The following is a 19,634-nucleotide window of genomic DNA, read 5'->3' on the forward strand; positions in this document are numbered from 1 at the left end:
CACATTCAGCCTGCATGTTCGGCGATCGCCCGTGGCGAGCGATGGGCATGCGCGCACAGCATCACGCCGGCCACCAGGAACACGATCGCCAGCGCCTCCAGCAGCGAGGGCCAGCGCTGCTGCCAGGCGAAGGCATACGCCAGCGCGAACAGCGTCTCGAACACGATCATCTGCCCGGTCAGGGTCAATGGCAACAGGCGGCTGGCACGGTTCCAGAACGCGTTGCCGAGGATCGAGGCCACCACTGCCACGCCGGCGCTGATCGCCCAGAAGCCACTCCACTGCGCCGCGGTGTGGGTACCGCTGTGGCCGATGAAGGCCATCGGCACCAGCAGCAGGGCCAGGCCGCCAGTGGTGACGCCGGTCAGCAACGACCAGTCGTGGCTGGACAGGTCCGGCCGGCGCGCCAGCCAACGACTGTTGCCGATCGAGTACAGCGCCCACGAGAACAGCGCACCGAACGCACAGAGCAGGCCAATCAGGCGCTGCCGCCACGGTGTTGCGAGGTGTTCGGACATCAATGCTTCCCAGCCCACCAGCGCCACGCCGAGCACGCACAGGCCCAGCGCCGGCAGCAGCTGCTTCAACGGCACCGCGCCCTGCTCGCGCACGCCAACCACAGTGACCACCACCGGAATCAGGCCGACAATCAATGACGCCGCCGCGCCACCGGCCCACTGCACCGCCGTGGCCAGCAGCAGGAAGTACACCAGGTTGCCGGCCAGGCTCAGCCACAGCAGCCCGAACCATTCGGCGCGGCGCAGCCGCGGTGCCAGCCGCTTCCAGCGCGGCAGCAGCAGAGCGATGGCAATCAGGCCATAGACCAGGTAGCGACCGGCGGACAGTTGCAGGGCATTGAACGACTGCAGCACGGCGGGCGCGAGAAAGACCACGCCCCACAGCGCGCCAGCGGCAACGCCATTGGCGATGCCCAGGGCCATCGGGTTGTTGCGCATTCGGGTTCTTCGGGGGAAGAGAACGGGCCGCGCAGTGTAAGCGCTGGCCAGCGGGCGCTCTTGACCGAGGCTATTGCCTTGTCATCTCTGTAGAGCCGAGCCAATGCTCGGCTGCGATTGGCCGCTGTGCAGATAAGGGCAGCCGAGCGTGGGCTCGGCTCTACAGGTCAGATGGCGCCCCTGCGCCAGGCGGCCGGCGTCTGCCCGCACTCACGACGCAGCGCACGGGTCAGTGCACTCTGCTCGGAATAGCCTGCCGCCAGCGCGATATCGCTGATCGGCGCCGCACTGGTACGCAGTTGGTGCTTGGCCCAACGCAACCGGCTTGTACTGAGCCAGGCCTGCGGGCTCAGCCCGAACTCCCGCTGGAACAGCGCATGCAACCGGCTTTCGCTGACGCCGACGAAGGCGGCCATGCGTGCTACCGGCCACGCCTGGCCAGGATCAACCTGCACCGCCGCGCACAGGCCCTGCAGGCGCGCACCACTGCCCGCCGGTGCGAACACCTGGAGCAGCTGCGGCAACAGGGCCGGCAGTGCCTGGCCCTCACACACCTGCGCCAGGCGCTGTCGCAGCGCCAGTGGCAGATGCAGCCAGCGCTGGCGGCACAGGTGTTCCTGGGTACCGTCATCGAGCACACCCGGGGGGCAGTCGACGATCACGAAAGCATTCGGGCCATCGGCCATCTGGTCGTGTGCTTCGCCAGCCGCGACGAAGGCCCCCTGCAGCAGGTCCAGGCGACCACCGCGGCCTTGCATCTCGAACTGCAGTTCGCCCTGCAGCGGCAGCACCCACTGCGCGTAGTCATGACGGTCCAGGCCGGTGGCCTGGCCGTAGTGCCGCAGGTGGAAGATCGCGCCCATATGACGAGTGTGCGCGTGCTGGCATTTCCCTGCAACGCGGCCCCGGCACCGGCCATGCTATGTTCCAGCCAGTTACAGACGCAGGGATGGCAGGATGAACAGCATGATCCGATTGCTTCCGCTGGCACTGGCCAGCGCCTTACCCCTGGCCGCCCTGGCCCAGGCGCCATCCGCGCCATCGGCCGCCGAGCGCATCGCACCTGCACCGCACTGCCTGGACGCACGTGACGTACGCCAGGTCGAGCAGGAGACACCGACCGCCATCGCGGTCCGTGATGGCAGGGGCCAGGCCTTCCGCATCGACTTCAGCGCAGCCTGCCCGGGTGTCAACGAAGCCAGCGCACTGCGGCTGGAGGCGCCTTCGGGCTGGGCCTGCGGCCGCCCCAGTGAACAGGTGATGGTGGATGGCCGCCGCTGCGGCGTCGGCAGTGTCACCCCCATCGACAACCGGGAGTTCGCCAGCACCGCACGCCAGAGCAGCCGCCTGTACGCGGCCACCCTGCCGCCGGTGAACGTGACCGCCACAGGCAAGCCCAGCCGTGGCGGCAGCAGCCCGCGCCATACCTTCCAGGCCTCGCCAGCGTTCTGCTTCGCCACCCGCCATGTGCGCAGCTGGAACGAGGATCCGCAAGGCGTGGTGGTGGAGACCAATCCGCGCCGCAATGGCGGCAATCGCTACTACCGCGTCGAACTGGCCGGCAGCTGCTCGATCCTGGCCGGGGCGACCTCGGTGGAATTCCAGTCCGGTTTCCAGAACGGCCTGATCTGTGGCAATCCGGGCGATCGCATCGTGGAGACGCCGTCCGGAATCCCCGGCGACATGCGCGCCAGCACGCCGCGCTTCGCCCGCCCGGGCTGCAGCGTGCTGGCGGTCTATCCGAAGGACGCGCCGGACCAGGCCTCGCGCTAGCCGTCCACGCCGAGGAAGGCGAACGGTGCACTGGGTACGAAGTGACCCAATGCATCGCCGGCGAACGTGTTGCGCTGGTCCTTGCCAAGGTCGAGCTTGAGCACCTGGCCGCCGAAATCGACCTTGTTCAGATCGATCCAGAAGGTGTTGGGGGTCAGCGCCGATTCGAAGAAGTACAACCGCCGCTTGTGGTCGGCCACCGTGCGCCAGCGCGTCGATGAGATGTTCGGCTCGCCCGGCGTGGTGATGCCGTACGGCACCGACGCATTGCGGATCACGCTGAACACGCTGGCCAGCGCTTCCACCGGGTCCTCGGCCTTGGGAATGGCGTTGATGTAGAACGACGCACGCGCGAAGCGGTCGGACGAGCGGTTGGTACCTGGCAGCATCACCGTGCCACCGATCTGCTGCCAGTAGCTGTTGAGTGCCAGCTGCTGCTCGAAGATCGGCGAGTTGGTCATCACCTGGTAGCGCCGGTCATGGTGGATCACCTGGCGCCCCCCGATGTACTCGACGATGGCACTGTCGCCGCTCGCGTCGGACAGCGACAGATGCAGCGTTGCCTGGCGGTCCTCGCCCGGCACCTTGTCGGTGACGATCGAGTACGGCTCGCGCTTCAGCGCCGCCACTGCCTCATCCACGGTCGCGAAATTGTCCAGCACATACTGCGCCCACAGCGAGATCGCCAGTCCCGGCTTGTTGCCGCGCTGCTGCGGATACTCCGATTCGACCAGCCACAGCAGGTTGGCCACCAGGCCCTTCTCGTTCATGCCATCGGTGGTCGACACGTCGTAGCCGGTGGCCACCACCGAACCATAGCGCGCTGTCCAGGCCAGCGACTTCGGTCCGGCCTGGCCGGTGCGCGCGATGCCGCGCGGCAGCACGTAGAGATTGGTGGCCACGTCGACCTTCCAGTCCATCGAGCGTGCGGTGATCACATCACCGTTGTCACCCAGGTACACCGCGCGCGTGCAGGCCAGCGCCGGTGCCACCGCAGCGGCCAGTGCGACCGCCAGCATTGCCCTGCCCGTCCACTTCATCCGTACCATGTCGTTGTGCTCCTTTCCCCGTGAACCCCGGATCTGACCGCACGCAGGGTGACACAGGGGTGAAGCCTCAGCGTACGACCCGATCGTGCAGCCAGAAACCTGCAAGCATCGCAGGCACGAACCACAGCCCTTCACGCGATGCGACTGCCAGCCCGGCGATGGCCGGTCCCGGGCAATAGCCAGCCCATCCCCAGCCGATACCGAACAGTGCGGCGCCCAGCAGCAGGCGCGCATCGACATCACGCGCACTGGGCAGCTGGAAGCGCACCGCGAACCACGGCTGCGCGCGGCGCAGCACCCAGCGCTGGCCGACCGCACTGACCAGCAGCGCCGAGCCCAGCACCCACACCAGGGTGGGATCGAAATCACCCGCAATGTCGAGGAAGCCGAGCACACGGCGCGCGTCGGTCATCCCCGAAAGCGCCAGCCCCGCACCGAACAGCGCACCCGCCGCTGCCGCGGCCCCTGTCGCGCGGCTCATGCCGGGCCTCCGCCGTGGCGGATGAGGAACGTCGTCAGCATCGCGCAGGCCATGAACACCAGCACCGCCAGCAGCGAGCGCTTCGAGCCGCGAGCCATGCCGCAGACGCCGTGACCACTGGTACAGCCACTGCCCAAGCGGGTGCCGAAGCCCACCAGCAGGCCGGCGCCGATCAACTGCCAGGCAGGCAAGGCATTGCGCAACTGTACCCGCGGCAACGCTTCGGGCAGCGACTGCCACCACAGCACCAGCCCGGCCGCCGCGAGCAGGCCAGACAGGAAGGCCCAGCGCCATCCGCGCTCGCCTTCCGCTGCGCGCAGGCTGCCTGCGGCGATCCCGCTGATACCGGCCACACGCCCGAGGGTGGCGAGCAACAGCACTGCGGCGGCGCCGATCAACCCACCGCCGGCTACCGCAGTCCACGGCAGGTTCATGCCCCGCCCTCATTCACGCCCTTCATGGGATTGCCCTTTTATTTAGATTTATCTAAATTAGACACATCTAAACAAAAAGGTCAACCATGCCCAGCACCCCGCTCGACAGTGCCGCGATGGCCAAGCACGCCGCGCAGGCCGCTGCCCTGCTCAAGCGCCTGGCCCATCCTGCCCGCTTGCGCGTGCTGTGCCGCCTGGTCGAAGGCGAAGCGCCGGTACCGGAGCTGCAGGCGCTGACCGGATTGAGTGCGTCCGCGCTGTCGCAGCACCTGGCTGTGCTGCGCGATATGGACATCGTGGCGACCCGGCGCGAAGCACAGGCCATCCACTACCGCATGCAGGAAGGGCCCGCATTGGGCGTGCTGCAGGCGCTGCATGCCGCCTATTGCGGCGGCGGCGCCTCGGGCTGACGCTCAGCCGGCGTGCAGTGCTGGCTGCACAACGTTATCGAGCAGGTCCACCGGCGTCGGCGCGGAGCGATCACCCTGCAGCGTACGGGTAAAGCCCGACCAGTCACTGGATGACAGCTGGCGCAACAGCGCCTCCTCCACCGGCAGCGCGCGCATCGACCAGTACGGAAACTGGCGCTGGCCCAGGCGGCCGCGCGCCAGTTCAATGATGTCGATATGGCTGCCGGCCTGCAGGATGCGTTCGTAGACCGAACCGATGCCATCCGGCGGCCCTTCGATGTACTGCAGGAAACGCCCGCCGTCGTGCAGCAGCACGCCGGTCACGCCGGCCATCTTGTTGAAGCGGGCCGCATCGTCGACCAGCGCCTGCAGCCGTCGAGCGGAGAGATCCGGCAGCGCCCGGCTGACATAGGCGATCGCACGCAGTGGCATGGTGCTTCCTTGGCAATATCTGCCGCCACGGTAGCAGTTGCGGACGAGCCCGTCTCAGATCCACGCGTCGCTTGCTGAAGGATTCAGCTGGCCGCCGTTGCCGGGCTTTCAGAGCGCCGTGGCAGCGTCGCCTCGAACACCACCTGCCCCGCCTCGTTGCGCGCGCCGATGTGGCCGCCGTGCGCGCGGACGAACTGATCAACGATGTACAGGCCCAGCCCCAGGCCATTGCTGGGGTGGAAACTGGCCTTGAACGGCTCGAACAATCGCGGCAGCAGCGCGTCGTCGATCCGCCCGGCGTTGCTTACCCGCAGCAGCACGCTGCGCGGATCTCGGCCGTCCACCTCCACCCTCGCCTCGCTGCCATGGGTAAGCGCGTTGCCGACCAGGTTCGCGGCGACCTGGCCAAGCCGATCCAGATCACCCTGCAGGCGGGTATCGCCCTGCATGTCGAGATGCACCCGTGCGTGGCCGTGGGCGCTGCCCGCTTCGGCCACCACGGCACGCGTCACTTCCGCAAGATCGCAGGCACTTGCCTGCAGGCGCAGGCCGCCGCTGCGGATCCGCGAAAAGTCCAGCAGCTGCTCGACCATCCGCGCCATGCGCAGGGTGCTGGCTTCCAGGTGCTTCAGGGTCTGCTGCGCACCGGCATTGTCCTCTGGAAGCTCCAGCGCCAGCTTGTCGGCACACAGCAGGATCGCCGACAGCGGCGTGCGCAGGTCATGGGTGAGCACGGCCGCCATCGTCTCGTTGAGCTTGAGCGAACGTTCCAGCGCCTCGTTGCGCGCCTTCAGCAGCTGGCGCTGCTGGTAGAGCTCGATGAAGACGTTGACCTTGCTCAGGATCACCTGCGGTGCGACCGGCTTGTGCAGGAAATCGACCGCACCGGTTTCGTAGCCCTTGAAGGCACGCACCGGATCATCCGGCGAGGCGGTCAGGAAGATGATCGGCACATCGCGGCTGCGGTGCGAACCGCGCATCAGCTCGGCCAGGGTGAAACCATCGATCTCCGGCATGTGCACATCCAGCAATGCCAGCGCCACCTCGTGCTCCAGCAGCAGCTCCAGCGCCTGCGCACCCGAGCCCGCAAGCAGCAGGTTCACGCCCTCGCGCTGCAGCAGCGCCTGCATGGCTACCAGGTTCTGCGGCACGTCATCGACGATCAGCAGGTTGACCGGGGTCTGCGACTGCGCAGGGTCCGGTGGCAACAGGTTCATGCAAACAACTCCTTCAGGCGACGGCACATCAGTTCAAGGGGCAGCACGGCATCGGCGCCAGCGTGCTGCAGGGCGGAGGCCGGCATCATCGATGCCTCGGCCTCCTCGGGACATTGCAGCCAGGCGCGGCCACCAGCGGCGCGCACGGCGGCCACGCCTTCGCTGCCATCACTGCTGGCACCGGTCAGCAGCAAGGCCAGCACCTGCGCGCCGAACACCGCCGCCGCCGACTCGAACAGCGGATCGATGGCCGGGCGCGAAAACAGCACCGGGGCGTCGACCGACAGCGCCAGCGAACCGGCGTCTTCCACCAGCAGGTGATAGTCCGGTGGCGCAAAGGTCACCGTGCCAGGCTGCAGCGGCTGCTTGTCTTCGGCCTCGCGCACCGGCAGCGCGCAGTACGGCGCCAGCACTTCGGCGATGCGGCTGCTGCGATCGCGTGGCAGGTGCAGCACTGCCAGCACCGGCGCCGGCAGTGCCGCAGGCAGCGCGCCAAGCACCGTCTGCAGCGCTGCGACCCCACCCGCAGAGGCCCCGATCACCAGCACGGCCGGTCGTATCGGCAGGCTCATCAGGCGACTTTCCGGTACAGGCGATGCTCGCGCGAGCAGACCTCGAACGCACCGTGGTGGCGCCCGAACTGCAGCGACTCCTTGCTGCCCAGGCCAAGGAAGCCGCGATGCACCAGCGCATCACGGAACAGGCCCACCGCGCGATCCTGCAGGTCGCGGTTGAAATAGATCAGCACGTTGCGGCACGACACCAGGTGCACTTCGGAGAACACGGTGTCGGTGGCCAAGCTGTGGTCGGCGAACACCACGTTGCGGCGCAGCTGGCGGTTGAACACCGCGCCATCGTAGGCCGTGGCGTAGTAGTCGGAGAGCGAAGCGGTGCCGCCGGCCGCCAGGTAGTTGCGGCTGAACTGGGCCATGCGGTCGATGCCATAGGCGCCGGCTTCGGCGGTGGCCAGCGCTGCCGGATTGATGTCGGTGGCGTAAACGATGCTGCGCTCGAGCAGGTCTTCCTCGTGCAGCAGGATCGCCAGTGACCACACTTCCTCGCCCGTACTGCAGCCAGCCACCCACAGCTTCACCGAGGGATAGGTGCGCAGCACCGGCACCACCTGCTCGCGCAGCTCACGGAAATAGGCCGGGTCACGGAACATCTCCGAGACCTGCACGGTGAAGAACTGCATCGCCTGCGCGAACAGGTCCGGCTCGTGCAGCAGGCGGTGCTGCAGGTCGGCCAGCCGCTCGCACTCGTAGCGCTGCATGGCCTGGCGGATGCGCCGCCGCAGCGACGATACCGCGTAGCTGCGGAAGTCGTAGTGGTAGCGCTGGTACAGCGCTTCCAGCAGCACCTTCAGTTCCAGGTCGAACAGCGCCTGCTCGTTCATTGCCGCGAGCACCAGACACGGCACAACGAGACCAGCTTGTCGACATCGATGGGCTTGGCGATGTAATCGTTGGCACCGGCCTGCAGGCATCGCTCACGGTCGTCCGGCATGGCCTTGGCGGTCAGCGCGATGATCGGCAGGTCCTGCAGGTGGCGCTGCGCGCGGATCTCGCGCATCGCGGCCAGCCCATCCTTCTCCGGCATCATGATGTCCATCAGCACCAGATCGACCTCGCGCTCGGCCAGGCGATCCACCGCTTCCTGGCCATTGCGCGCGATCTCCAGCGTGACGCCGAGCGGTTCGAGCACGCTGGACAGCGCGAAGATGTTACGGACATCGTCTTCGGCCAGCAGCACGGTACGGCCATCGAGCACGGTGTCGCGCCGGCGCGCTTCGCGCAGCAGGCGCTGCTGGTCGGTCGGCAGGCTGGCCTCGACGCTGTGCAGGAACAGGGTCACTTCATCCAGCAGGCGTTCCGGCGAACGCGCACCCTTGATGATGATGCTCTTGGAATATCGGCGCAGGCGCTGCTCTTCCTCGCGGCTGAGCGCGCGGCCGGTATAGACGATCACCGGCGGGAAACCGACCTCATCGTTCCCGGCCATGTGTTCAAGCAGGTCGTAGCCGCTGCCGTCGGGCAGCGACAGGTCCATCACCATGCAGTCGAACGTGACCGTGCTGAGCTGTTCCAGTGCGCCGGCCAGGGTGCCCACCGCGACGATCTGCAGCTGGTCGCGGCCCAGCAGCAGTTCCAGGTTGCTGCGCAGCTCGCTGTCGTCCTCGACGATCAGCAGGCGCCGCACGTCGCGCTGGCTGGTCTGTTCCAGCTGCTCGATGGCCGTCACCAGCCGCTCGCGCGTGGTCGGCTTGATCGCGAAGCCGATCGCGCCCAGCTCGCGCGCCACCTGGCTGCGGTCCGTTGCCGAGACCACATGCACCGGGATGTGGCGGGTTTCGGGGTTGCGCTTCAGGCGCTCCAGCACGCTCAGGCCCGACACGTCCGGCAGGCCGATATCAAGCAGGATGCCGTTCGGACGCAGCTCACTGGCGAGCGTCAGCGCTTCTTCCGCCGTACCCGCCACCACGCAGTCGAAGTCCAGTTCATGGGCCAGGGCCACCAGTGCCTCGGCGAACGTGGCATCGTCCTCGACCGCCAGGATCAGGCGCCCGGCGCGCTGGCGGCGGCCGCGGTCGTCGGCCACGCCGGCCGACGCAGTGGCCGGCGCCGACGCAGTGGCAGCGCGCACCGGCGCGGGCGGCAGCACGGCCGGTGTCCGTGCCGGCGCCGGCACTGCCACGGGGGCCTCGGCAGCCTCGGCTGCGCTCGCCGCGGGGGCGCCCTGCAATGGCAGCTCCAGGATGAAGCAGCTGCCGCGCCCGGGCTCGCTGTCGACCTGGATCTGGCCGCCCATGCGCTCGGCCAGATCGCGCGAGATCGACAGGCCCAGGCCGGTACCGCCGTAGCGACGGCGGGTGCTGCCGTCGGCCTGGCGGAAGGCTTCAAAGATGACGTCCAGCTGCTCGCGGGCGATGCCGATGCCGGTGTCGCAGACCTCGAACCGGATGCGGCCATTGCCGGCCGCACGCACGTGCAGGCTGACCTTTCCGTGCTCGGTGAACTTCACCGCGTTGGCCAGCAGGTTCTTCAGGATCTGCTGCAGCCGCTGGCTGTCGACCACCAGCTGGCTCGGTGCCAGCGCATCGGCTTCGATCTGCAGGGCCAGGCCCTTCTGCCGCGCCATCGGCTCGAAGGTCTCGCGCAGGCGCTGCAGCGCGCTGTCGACCACCACCACTTCATCGGACAGTTCGACATGGCCGGCCTCGATGCGCGACAGGTCGAGGATGTCGTTGATCAGTGCCAACAGATCGTTGTTGGACGAAAGGATCGCACGGGCGTACTTCACCTGTTCCTCGGTGAGCGTGCCGTCCTTGTTGTCGGCCAGCAGCTTGGCCAGGATCAGCGAGCTGTTCAGCGGCGTGCGCAGTTCGTGCGACATGTTGGCCAGGAACTCGGACTTGTAGCGCGATGTCGCGGCCAGTTCGTTGCTGTTGCGCACCAGCTGGCTCTGCGCGACCAGCAGCGCCTGCTTCTGCGCCTCCAGCTCGTGGGTGCGCTCTTCCAGCTGCACGTTGCTCTGTTCCAGCTCGGCCTGCTGTTCTTCCAGGTGGCTCTGCGACTGCAGCAGGCTGCGGCTCTGCTCTTCCAGTTCCTCGTTGGCCACGCGCAGCTCTTCCTGCTGGGCCTGCAGCTCCTCGCCCTGGCGCTGCGACTCTTCCAGCAGCACCACCAGTTGCGCACGCAACAGTGATGCGCGCAGCGCCATGCCGATGGTCTCGGCACAGCGCTCCAGCAGCTCGCGATCCAGATCACGCTGTTCACCGACCCGGGCGCGGCCCAGTTCGATGATGCCGACCACGGCGCCGTCGCTGCTGAGCGGCGCCAGGATGCGCTCGCGCACCGGCAGCCGGCCCAGGCTGGTCTGCAGTTCAAGCACGGCGGCATCGTCGCCATGCAGGTGGCGGATCCGTTCATCACGAGCGACCTGCCCGGCCAGCCCTTCGTGCAGGGCCAGCGAGGCCGGCGCGCCCGAAGGCAGCGCCATGCCACCGGTCAGCTGCAGCCGTCCGCCTTCCAGCCGATAGACCGCACCGACCTCCGCGTCCAGCTGCCCGGCCAGGCTCGTCGCAGCCGCCTCGGCGATCTGCTCCGGCCCCAGGTCACCGCGCAGGCTCGACGCCACCGCGTTCTCGGCCTCCTGCAGCCAGAGCGCGCGCATGGCCTGGCGGCGGGCCTGGATGGCGCGCGAGACGATCAGCGCGATCATCAGGAAGGCGCAGCCACCGATGGTGCGGTTGACGAACGAGAACGACGAGTTGTTGCTGGCGGGCGCCACGTTGAAGCCGATCACCAGCAGGACACAGGCGATCATCGCGACCACGAACGGCGCGCGCGCACTGCGCTGGAACACCGTGACGCCCACGGCCAGGAAATAGGCCAGCCAGACCGCGTATCCCAGCGGCACCACCAGTTCCAGCGCGATGGTCGCCGCCAGCAATACGGCAGAGGTCATCCAGATCCAGCGGTCACGCGTAGTCGCACCAGGACGCATGCAGGTCGGTTCCAGAAGGCAAAGGGTGGAAGATGGTACTCCGTGTCGCATTCAGCCGCACAGGACAAATGGCACGTGTCAGGTGTGCACGCATCCTTCACACTTGAATGCCTAGCTTCACGTCCCTCACAGGGGTAACACTTATCTACACGTGGACGCAGCTGCCTCTACGACGTCCGTGCTGACGGACCCTTCCCGACAACTGCGATTGCTGATCGACAGCGTGCGCGACCATGCGCTGTACCTGCTTGATCCTGAAGGCATCGTCTGCAGCTGGAACCCGGGCGCCGAGCGTATCAAGGGCTATTCAGCCGATGAAGTGGTGGGTACGCACTTCGGTCGCTTCTACCTGGCCACCGAGCGCGAGGCCGGCGAACCGCAGCGCCTGCTCCGCCTCGCGGCGCAGCAGGGCCATGTTGCCAGCGAGGGCTGGCGGGTACGCCGCGACGGCTCCTCGTTCCGCGCCAGCGTGGTCATCGAGCCGGTCGTTGAAGCGGGCGAACTGCTTGGCTTCGTCAAGATCACCCGCGACATCACCGAGCAATGGCAGGCACAGCGACTGCTGCGCGATGCCCAGCGTGCGCTGCGCAACACCCAGCAGTTCGAGACGGTCGGCCGGCTCAGCCGCGGCCTGTCGCACGAGTTCAACAACCTGCTGACCACCATCGGCAACGCACTGGACCTGCTGTCGCTACGCGTCCGCGGTGACGATGCACGCGCCGCCGAGCTGCTGGACGCTGCGCAGGCGGCCACCGACCGCGGCGCCCTGCTGACCCGCCAGCTGCTGGCCTTCAGCACGGGCCAGACCTTGATCCGCGAACCGCTGGACATCAACACGCTGGTACAGCAATGGCTGCCGGGCCTGCAGCGCGCCTGCCCACCCACGGTGACGCTGGACGCCTGCCTCACGCCGGGCCTGCCGCAGGTGTGCACCGACGCGATGCAGCTGCAGGCTGCCCTGGCCAACCTGGTGGCAAATGCCGTAGAGGCCACCATCGATGGCGGGCGCATCCTGATCGGCACCGCGCTGGAACATCGACTCGACCCGGATGCGGACACTACGCTGCAACGCGGCTATGTCACCCTCAGCGTCTGTGACGAAGGCCATGGCATGGCGGCCGACATCGCCGAGCGCGCCAGCGAGCCCTTCTTCACCACCAAGGACATCGGCAAGGGCAGCGGCCTGGGCCTGAGCCAGGTGTTCGGATTCACTACCCAGAGCGGCGGCTTCGTCGATGTGTCCACCACGCCCGGTGTCGGCACGACGGTAAGCCTGCTGTTACCCGCATCAGAGGAAGCAACCCATGACCGATGAACCCATCCGCGTACTGATGGTGGAGGACCAGAACGATCTGCGCGAGATGATCGGCCTGGCCCTGCGCGATTTCGGCATCGAGGTCGCCACCACCGCCGATGGCCACGAGGCGGCGGAGCTGCTCAAGGGCGAGGCGCGTTTTGACGTGGTGTTCAGCGATGTCAGCATGCCCAACGGCATGTCCGGCATCGAACTGAGCGAGCACGTCGCCCGCGAACAGCCGCAGGCACGCATGATCCTGTCCTCCGGCTATGCGCGCTCGCAGCTGCCGCCGCTGCCGGAGCAGGTGGAGTTCCTGCCCAAGCCCTATCGCCTGCGCCAGCTGGTCGAGCTGTTGAAGCAGGATTGACCTTTCGCCAGGCCTGGCGAAGCCGATCTACGGGTGCCGGGGCCCTACCGCCGCGACTGCGTGGTCGAACGCATGCTCGGCGGGGTTACCGAGGATCTGCTGCCCGAAGTGCCGGCACCGCTGTTCGTATCCCACTAGGGCCGCCCTGCCCCGCACGGCGGTAGCCGGTCAGCGACTGCCCGGTGTGCCGCCGGAAGTAGCGGCACAGGTAGGACGCATCCTCGAAGCACAATCGCTCGGCGATGCGCCCGATCGGCAGCTCGCTGTAGCTCAGCAGCGCCTTGATCTCCAGCACCACCTGGCGGTCGATCAACGCCTTGGGTGTTTCATCGAAGCACTCGCGGGTCAGCTGTGAAAGATAGAACGGCGTGATGCACAACGCATCGGCATAAGACTGCACGTCGCGCTGGCGGGTACTGCGCTGGCCGACCAGTTCCCAGAAATTCCAGGCCAGGCGCTCGCGCCGGCTGACCGACGCTGCGGCCCCCTTCTGTGCCGGCAACAGCGTGGCGAATTTGAGGAAAAAGGTCTGCAGTAGATTGCGCAGCATCACGTGCCGATAGCGGCCCCCAGTATGCTGCGCGTCCATCAGCTGCTGCAGCCAGCCCTGCAGGAGCGGCACCTCCAGCGGCGACGGCACGCAATGGGGATGCTCATGCAGGAACTTGAACAGCGCGTTGGGCAGTACGTAGGCCACCTCCGACGCCAGCGCCTTCGGCATCAGGCAGACCACCGCCAGGAAGCCACGCGATCGCTTCCGCAGCAGCGCCAGCGTGTCCTCGGCCAGCACCAGCATGTCGTGCCGCTGCACCGCCACCTCACGGAAGTTCAGTGCGAAGCGCGCACGCCCGGACACGCACACCAGTACCGCCAGATATGCGTGCCCGAACGACAGCGGAACCCCCTGCCCCTCGGCCAGCGTACTGACCTCCAGGCGCATCGATTCGTCCTGATCCAGAAGCTGGGGTATGCGGTCCATTGGCCGATCCGGCTGCATTCCGGGGCACAGCATACCGGGCAACGCCGGGGAGTTGTGAAAAGTACCGAAACCATCAAGGTCCCGCCCTGTGCCCTCCGCCCGACGCGGCCTAGCCTGTGCGCTCTCTCCCTGCCCCTGGAACGGCCATGCCGCTGCATACCGAACGCTTGATCCTGCGCCCCTGGCGCGACACCGACGCCGCCGACCTGTACGAATACGCCCGCGACCTGCGCGTCGGGCCCATCGCCGGATGGCCAGCCCACACCAGCGTCGAGGAAAGTACCGAGATCATCCGCACCGTGTTCAACCGGCCGGAGGTCTATGCCCTGCAGAGCCGCGAAGATGGCCGCGCCATCGGCTGCGTCGGCATCCTGATCGGTGCCGACAGCAACTTCGAGATCGGCGAGCGCGAAGGCGAGATCGCCTACTGGATCGGCGTACCGTACTGGGGGCGCGGCCTGGTGCCCGAAGCAGTGCGCGAAGTGATGCGGCACGCCTTCCTCGGCCTGCGCCTGGACGCACTGTGGTGCGGCTACTTCGCCGACAACCTGCAGTCCCTGAGCGTACAGAGCAAATGCGGTTTCCAGCATCACCATACCGAAGTGAACAAGTTCAACAGCTTCCTCGGCGACTACCGCACCGAACACATCAGCCGCATCACCCGCGAGCAATGGCAGGCGCAACAGGCTTCCGTGCTGCGCGCGTGATCACCACTCAGCCGGCACGGTGCTGCATGAACAGCAGTTCCGGCGTCGAAGCGTCTTCCATCGGCTGAAAGCCCAGGTCGCGGCACAGGGTCACCGCCGCGACGTTGTCACGATAGACACGCAGGGTCAGCCGCTCCGCCCCGGGCGACTGCAACGCCTGCGCCATCAGCGCCTGCATCAGTACACGTCCCAGTCCACGCCCGCGTGCCCGCGGCGAAACGATGATGCGGCCCAGGTGCAGCGTGCCGGAGGTCGTTGGCCAGTACTGGCCGAAACCAAGGCAGTGGCCATGCGCATCCAGCAGCACCCAGCCCGGGCGCTGCTGCAGTTGCAGTGCGTGCGCGAATGCGTCCGGCACGAGCGGATACGCCACGCCGGGACCGGCCCAGCGCCGGGTTGCGCTGGCCGAATCCAGCCACGCGCCGATGGCGGCGAAGTGCGGAGGCTGCACGGGGCGAAGGTACTCAGTCATGGCGTGCGCGCAAGGAAGGATGGCCGCCATGGTGCGCGATCCCGGCGGCCGAATCACGTTGCACGGCAGCGCTTGAATTTTGTACCAGGGCAATAAGCAATGCCGATCGTCCACCGCCGCCACACCTGACAATCCCTTTTTTCCTTCTGCCCTCGGGATCCGGCGGCGCCGCTCTGGGCGCTGTACAACCGCTTCGGCGGCGTCCGCGTCATGGCATGCGCGGCGGCACTGATGGGCCTGTGCAGTTACGACTGCCTGCCGCGGCCGCTGCTTGGGTTGCGAGGCGAAGAGCAGGCGCACGTGGCGGAGGTGCTGCGAGGCCTGGAGTTGCTCTGTAGCCTGCGCGAAGCGGCATCACGCGCGGTGCATGCAATAGCGCCCCCGGCCCGATTCGAACAAGTGCCCTCTATCGTCAAAGATCCACCCCAGCGAAGGTGGGGCTCGGCCTGAACCAGGATTAGGCGTGTCCAGGCTTCCACTCAGCGTCCAGTACATAAACAAATACTGAACTAGACCTATGGCCTGATGGGGGGAGCGTCGCCCCATCCCGTTTTGTAGGCATGGGACCTGCCAAAGTGCGCGGCGGTCGGAGCCCAGCCCCTGATTGGGCACCGTGACAATCCCTGCACGCGTACCGCGCTGATCGGTCATGAAGGAACGCCATGTCTCCACGAGTCAAAGTCCTGAGCTTCTCTGCATTGATACTGATCGTCTTGGCGGGAGTCAGTTTTTGGTATGTCCCAACCAAAGCGGACACACAACAGCGCAAACCTGATTCTCAAACCAATCAGCCAAACTCCAAGGATCAGGCCAACTCTAGCCATACCGCCTCATCCCTCACAGGTCCTGAGTTGAGTTCCAACACACAGGATGCAGCAGCCGGATTTCTTGAACTTCGTTCACGTGCAGAAGCCGGGGACGTAGCAGCACAGCGCAAGCTGGGGCAGATTTATCAGCATTGCTCCGTTTTCAGCATTTCCCATTCGAACATGTATGCGACGTTGGACGCATACGCGCGCCTCAGCGGGAAAACGCAAGGCGCATACGATGACATCAAGAAGCGCTTCGCAGCGACCTGCTCGGTCGTTGACGGCGGCGACGTGATACTCGAAGAGCACTATACAAAATGGTTTGAACGCGCAGCAGATCACGGCGATCCTTACGCCAGGATTTACATGGCATCCAGCAAGTGGACCAGCCTCAAACCTGGTGACTATCAGCTACTGGCACGCGATGCGGTCAATTCTGCAGACCCGGAGGCAATTTTTGCACTGGGAGATCTGCTAGCGCTCGCGCCAGAGGGAACCGATCTCGGTGCCTTCAATGCAAGCGCTACGGGCCCATACGCCAACTATGCCTGGGGCATCGTCGCCTGCCGAATGGGGGCAGATTGCGGAGCCGGCTCATTCCGCATGGATTCACTATGTGTCAATTCGGGCGTGTGCGGATCAGAGAATTTTGAAGACGCCATCAGGAGCAGGGTGGTTCCTGCTGGACAGCAAGAGTCGCTTGATAGAGCAATAGTAGAAGTAAACAGAGCAGTTGGGAAGAAGCCATCTTGAAAAGGACGCCGCAGTGAATCGAATCTCCGGAAGAACGAAGTGGAGTATCGCCGGGCTGGTTTTCACGGCCTTTGCCGCCGTTGCTGCAACAGTATCGATCAACGCCAGTTCGTATCCGTATAACCAGGTTGCAGTTGCGCAGAATTTGTCCGCCTACGAAATGGTGGAGCTGCGACGCGCCGGCCTTGTCGGTTTGGCGGGCATGTACCGAATCACGCATGGCATTGCGTCTTTGCCTGTCGGCAGCAGGATCAAGGTGACCTGGGGTGACGGGTCCGTCGAAGAAGCCGCTGTTACTTGCCTCACTGGAAGCCCTTGCGTCCAGCCCCTGCCGGGAACTCAGCAGCCGCCCAGCCGTGGCGGTGGAGGTGCCGGCGGTGGCAGCGGCGGAGGTGCTGGTGGAACCGGCGGATTTAACCCTGGCGGAGGCTGCTATGGAAGCTGCGGAGGAGGTGGCAGCGGGGTTGTCACGGTGAAACCCATCATCCCGGTCCGTCCGAAGTAGACCCATTCAAGCCCGACGACGCCGCTCGCCCTGTTCCATTGATTCTGGTGACCCCGGCCCGATTCGAACGGGCGACCTTCCCCTTAGGAGGGGGCTTCCACTGCGCGTCCAATCAATGACTTGTACGGCAAATGGGACCGCAGTGGGACCATCCCGCTAAAACTCCCCGCTGCAGCTGCTGAAACCCTGCCGAGGCGTGCGAGGCAGCGGGGCCGCGAGGAAGACTGTAAAGGCCGGTCAAGGTCCACTCGCCGGAAAGCGAGCGACGACGCTCGCTACGGCCAGCGCCCCAACGGTCTGGGAAGCCGCCAAGGCATACATTGCGGAACGGCAAGCCGGATGGACCAGCCGATGCCGATGGGCCCAGAAAAGAGTAGCCCCCCCCCCTACCCGGAAGGATCGCCCGCACTATCAAAACTATCTATACCTCTTATTATTATCCTCAGCTTTTGCCGAGAGCTCATCGCTCAAGTGAGCATCGTGAAGTTCAAATATTTGAATAGGCAAAAGTGCAGAACGCGCCAAGCAAAGAATCAAAGAACCAAGCAGCATCGCCAGCGATGCGGAGTGCAGTAAAAGCGGCGCTCCCAAAAAATACACGACCAAATAAACGATGCATAGGACAGCACAAATCATGGCGCAAGCCAGAGTCACGGCCTGTGACACAAGCAAGTATCGCAGTCGAGAACCGTAGCTACGCAGATCTTCAACACTGAGGTTCTGAACCGTCCCGAGACGCCCGGTGAACAACATTAGCGTCACCAAAAAACCCACAAGCAGCCCGCAAAATGCAAGAACCCCGCCAAAGACCGCACCAAGCGCTCCTTCCGATAGTTTCATAACGGAAGGAGAAGCGAGGGCTCCAGGAATAGCTCCTAGCGCAAAAACAAATACGGAAAAAAAGCGGTTTCGCAACTTTTCCCGGCGATCTGGACTTCGGAATCGCCCCATTTCCTCGGCCACCTCCCCCCAGGTCGCCCATTCGGAGGGAAGCCGCTCGACTATATGACTAGCCAGCGTCTTGAATAATGACCGGCGCGTCTGCATTGAAGAACCCGCCATCGTTGATAAGGCGCCAGTTATTGCGCGAAATCCGAAGCTCATCCAAATAGCTCCACAATCCTTCGATCAATTCGCTGTAGTGAAGCAGGCCAGCGTTATCCATTGTAACATGCACCTGTGAACGGGCCTTGTAACTACCGAGTCCGGTCAGCTTATTGCCATCGTTCAGCTCGAGCGTAATTTTATCGAGCGCCGAGTCTTCCTCCATTGAGTCGTCAACGGCGGCGACGACGTCATCGGTATTCAAAACCTCATTGTCAGATGATTCCCAAATCGCAGCAAACTTCTCCGCATTCCGGAATCGGCGCTTTGAACTCTTAAGTGGGGCAGCCCAGCCATCATCGCCGGGGTCCGCCCCTTCCACCATCCGCAGGAAAACTTTTCTGACGCCGCGGCCGCGCATAATGGCTGTTCGCAGGTCGGCGGACGTCACATCGAGCAACTCAATCGTAGGGTACTTTCTGCGTGCGTCGCCATAGGTCAGGAAGTGACTGAACAGGCGACTCAACAGTTTCTGAACTCCGCCGACTCCTCCGCTGCCCATCACATTCTCGACAATGAGGGTCTCACCAAGCGCGACGCATCTACAGATGGTCACAATTTCGCGGACTCTGCCCTGCGCGTCGCGCACAGGCTCGGTCGTAATATCCGGCTCATCTGCGTTGAAGTCGAGCTCCATTTGGTCTGGCGCGTGGCCATTTGTGTAGCTGCCAACTTCGAAATAGAGACCCTTCTCGTCACCGTGATGTCGGCGAACTATGCGCCGGATGAACGCGCAAGCGACTCCAGGCTCCAAACGGCCCCCATCAGGCACCACTGGCCAATGTCTCTTTGACCACGTCGGCGCGACCTGCTGGAGGCGCGCCAACAGTTCTTCGATTGGCTCCGGCTCAAAATCTTTGTGCCGTCCTGCCTTGAAACGGATCTTCTTTGCGTAGACGGTCTTGGCGATCTGTTTAGGCACTACTTCCTTCCCCTGTGGTATAGCTCCGTTGGGCGGAGTATGCCAGAACAAGGGCATGCCCAAGCTGCGACCAGTTGCGTCATCATCGGCGGCCCAGTCTGCAGTACGCATGCCCGACCCTGACCCACGCCTTCATGGGATCCCTCGCCCTGGGCTTGGTTTCCTTCGGCGGTCGGCGCGGCTCCAGCGCTGCTTTGATCCGCTCGATCTCCTTCGCTCCGGCCTCGGCCAAGCGACGGGCTTGTCGCTGCTGCTCGCGGGTCGGTGGCAGTGGCAGCGGCGGCAGCGGCGGTCCCAGGCAGTGTTGGTGCTGCAAACCCCGCTCATCGAGAGCATCGGCCTGGTGCGATTCGAGCATGAGGTAGACGCTGTCATTGCAGGGACCTGAAAAAATGCCGCTTCGAAGTCGAGCAATAGATCAAAAGGCACCGGCTCATTCCTTTTAAATTCAATCACTTGAT

At 65.2% G+C, this 19,634-nt stretch carries 20 protein-coding genes; 6 read left to right on the plus strand and 14 right to left on the minus strand.

The annotated features are described in order from the left end of the window. Positions 1 to 5: 5 nt before the first annotated feature. Together ACUVWL_RS07820 and ACUVWL_RS07825 are read right to left on the minus strand one after the other, a co-directional pair. Entirely contained in the window at positions 6 to 956 is a 951-nt protein-coding gene (locus ACUVWL_RS07820) for a DMT family transporter (RefSeq protein WP_049440819.1), read from the minus strand. A 167-nt stretch (positions 957 to 1,123) separates the two neighbouring features. Further along, entirely contained in the window at positions 1,124 to 1,819 is a 696-nt protein-coding gene (locus ACUVWL_RS07825; protein WP_126412031.1) for a helix-turn-helix transcriptional regulator, read from the minus strand. A gap of 103 nt (positions 1,820 to 1,922) precedes the next feature. On the opposite strand from ACUVWL_RS07825, the gene ACUVWL_RS07830 reads away from it, so the two are divergent. Further along, the gene (locus ACUVWL_RS07830) at positions 1,923 to 2,729 is read left to right on the plus strand and encodes a DUF6491 family protein (protein WP_049406516.1); all 807 of its coding nucleotides are present in this window, start codon (positions 1,923 to 1,925) and stop codon (positions 2,727 to 2,729) included. Here ACUVWL_RS07830 and ACUVWL_RS07835 read toward each other — a convergent pair. The 3 genes from ACUVWL_RS07835 to ACUVWL_RS07845 all read right to left on the minus strand — a co-directional run bounded on the left by ACUVWL_RS07835 (position 2,726) and on the right by ACUVWL_RS07845 (position 4,693). Beyond that, a complete protein-coding gene (locus ACUVWL_RS07835; RefSeq protein WP_014646937.1) occupies positions 2,726 to 3,778 on the minus strand; it encodes a linear amide C-N hydrolase in 1,053 nt (350 codons plus the stop codon). The two genes, ACUVWL_RS07830 and ACUVWL_RS07835, sit on opposite strands and share 4 nt — an antisense overlap. 67 nt (positions 3,779 to 3,845) lie before the next feature. After that, positions 3,846 to 4,259, minus strand: a complete 414-nt coding sequence (locus ACUVWL_RS07840; protein WP_134808806.1) for a DUF6691 family protein — start codon at positions 4,257 to 4,259, stop codon at positions 3,846 to 3,848. Then, complete coding sequence (locus ACUVWL_RS07845) at positions 4,256 to 4,693, minus strand: YeeE/YedE family protein (protein ID WP_445979009.1); 438 nt, start codon at positions 4,691 to 4,693, stop codon at positions 4,256 to 4,258. Before ACUVWL_RS07845 ends, ACUVWL_RS07840 begins: the two co-directional genes overlap by 4 nt. 86 nt (positions 4,694 to 4,779) lie before the next feature. Between ACUVWL_RS07845 and ACUVWL_RS07850 the strand changes: the two genes are divergently transcribed. Continuing rightward, complete coding sequence (locus ACUVWL_RS07850) at positions 4,780 to 5,103, plus strand: ArsR/SmtB family transcription factor (RefSeq protein WP_049406519.1); 324 nt, start codon at positions 4,780 to 4,782, stop codon at positions 5,101 to 5,103. A gap of 3 nt (positions 5,104 to 5,106) precedes the next feature. Here ACUVWL_RS07850 and ACUVWL_RS07855 read toward each other — a convergent pair whose 3' ends face one another. The 5 genes from ACUVWL_RS07855 to ACUVWL_RS07875 all read right to left on the minus strand — a co-directional run bounded on the left by ACUVWL_RS07855 (position 5,107) and on the right by ACUVWL_RS07875 (position 11,258). Continuing rightward, positions 5,107 to 5,535, minus strand: coding sequence for a BLUF domain-containing protein (locus ACUVWL_RS07855; RefSeq protein ID WP_014646933.1), 429 nt, complete (start codon positions 5,533 to 5,535; stop codon positions 5,107 to 5,109). Between the two features lie 83 nt (positions 5,536 to 5,618). Further along, positions 5,619 to 6,752, minus strand: coding sequence for a hybrid sensor histidine kinase/response regulator (locus ACUVWL_RS07860; protein ID WP_032957670.1), 1,134 nt, complete (start codon positions 6,750 to 6,752; stop codon positions 5,619 to 5,621). Further along, on the minus strand, positions 6,749 to 7,324 hold the full coding sequence (locus ACUVWL_RS07865) for a chemotaxis protein CheB (RefSeq protein ID WP_046430340.1): 576 nt from the start codon (positions 7,322 to 7,324) through the stop codon (positions 6,749 to 6,751). Before ACUVWL_RS07865 ends, ACUVWL_RS07860 begins: the two co-directional genes overlap by 4 nt. Next, positions 7,324 to 8,148, minus strand: coding sequence for a CheR family methyltransferase (locus tag ACUVWL_RS07870; RefSeq protein WP_075076806.1), 825 nt, complete (start codon positions 8,146 to 8,148; stop codon positions 7,324 to 7,326). The genes ACUVWL_RS07865 and ACUVWL_RS07870 overlap by 1 nt, the downstream gene beginning before the upstream one ends. Further along, positions 8,145 to 11,258, minus strand: coding sequence for a response regulator (locus ACUVWL_RS07875; RefSeq protein ID WP_049440809.1), 3,114 nt, complete (start codon positions 11,256 to 11,258; stop codon positions 8,145 to 8,147). Before ACUVWL_RS07875 ends, ACUVWL_RS07870 begins: the two co-directional genes overlap by 4 nt. A gap of 151 nt (positions 11,259 to 11,409) precedes the next feature. Between ACUVWL_RS07875 and ACUVWL_RS07880 the strand changes: the two genes are divergently transcribed. Both ACUVWL_RS07880 and ACUVWL_RS07885 read left to right on the plus strand, forming a co-directional pair. Further along, the gene (locus ACUVWL_RS07880; protein WP_401730139.1) at positions 11,410 to 12,573 is read left to right on the plus strand and encodes a two-component system sensor histidine kinase NtrB; all 1,164 of its coding nucleotides are present in this window, start codon (positions 11,410 to 11,412) and stop codon (positions 12,571 to 12,573) included. Beyond that, positions 12,563 to 12,922 carry a response regulator gene (locus ACUVWL_RS07885; RefSeq protein WP_014646927.1) on the plus strand — a complete coding sequence of 120 codons (360 nt, stop codon included), beginning with the start codon at positions 12,563 to 12,565 and terminating at the stop codon, positions 12,920 to 12,922. Before ACUVWL_RS07880 ends, ACUVWL_RS07885 begins: the two co-directional genes overlap by 11 nt. An 85-nt stretch (positions 12,923 to 13,007) precedes the next feature. Here ACUVWL_RS07885 and ACUVWL_RS07890 read toward each other — a convergent pair whose 3' ends face one another. Further along, the gene (locus ACUVWL_RS07890) at positions 13,008 to 13,901 is read right to left on the minus strand and encodes a helix-turn-helix domain-containing protein (protein WP_445979010.1); all 894 of its coding nucleotides are present in this window, start codon (positions 13,899 to 13,901) and stop codon (positions 13,008 to 13,010) included. Positions 13,902 to 14,047: 146 nt separating this feature from the next. On the opposite strand from ACUVWL_RS07890, the gene ACUVWL_RS07895 reads away from it, so the two are divergent. Then, positions 14,048 to 14,608 (plus strand): GNAT family N-acetyltransferase, encoded by a 561-nt coding sequence (locus ACUVWL_RS07895; protein ID WP_142234640.1) that lies wholly within the window; start codon positions 14,048 to 14,050, stop codon positions 14,606 to 14,608. Between the two features lie 7 nt (positions 14,609 to 14,615). Here the strand turns inward: ACUVWL_RS07895 and ACUVWL_RS07900 are convergent, their stop codons facing one another. Next, positions 14,616 to 15,080: a GNAT family N-acetyltransferase gene (locus ACUVWL_RS07900; RefSeq protein ID WP_445979011.1), complete on the minus strand. Its 465-nt coding sequence runs from the start codon at positions 15,078 to 15,080 to the stop codon at positions 14,616 to 14,618. A 662-nt stretch (positions 15,081 to 15,742) separates the two neighbouring features. On the opposite strand from ACUVWL_RS07900, the gene ACUVWL_RS07905 reads away from it, so the two are divergent. Then, positions 15,743 to 16,642: a hypothetical protein gene (locus ACUVWL_RS07905; RefSeq protein WP_445979012.1), complete on the plus strand. Its 900-nt coding sequence runs from the start codon at positions 15,743 to 15,745 to the stop codon at positions 16,640 to 16,642. Positions 16,643 to 17,564: 922 nt separating this feature from the next. Here the strand turns inward: ACUVWL_RS07905 and ACUVWL_RS07910 are convergent. Then, positions 17,565 to 18,194, minus strand: coding sequence for a hypothetical protein (locus ACUVWL_RS07910; protein WP_197574456.1), 630 nt, complete (start codon positions 18,192 to 18,194; stop codon positions 17,565 to 17,567). After that, the gene (locus ACUVWL_RS07915; RefSeq protein ID WP_445979013.1) at positions 18,157 to 19,284 is read right to left on the minus strand and encodes a hypothetical protein; all 1,128 of its coding nucleotides are present in this window, start codon (positions 19,282 to 19,284) and stop codon (positions 18,157 to 18,159) included. Before ACUVWL_RS07915 ends, ACUVWL_RS07910 begins: the two co-directional genes overlap by 38 nt. Positions 19,285 to 19,634: the final 350 nt, after the last annotated feature.

This window comes from Stenotrophomonas muris (genome assembly GCF_052751275.1).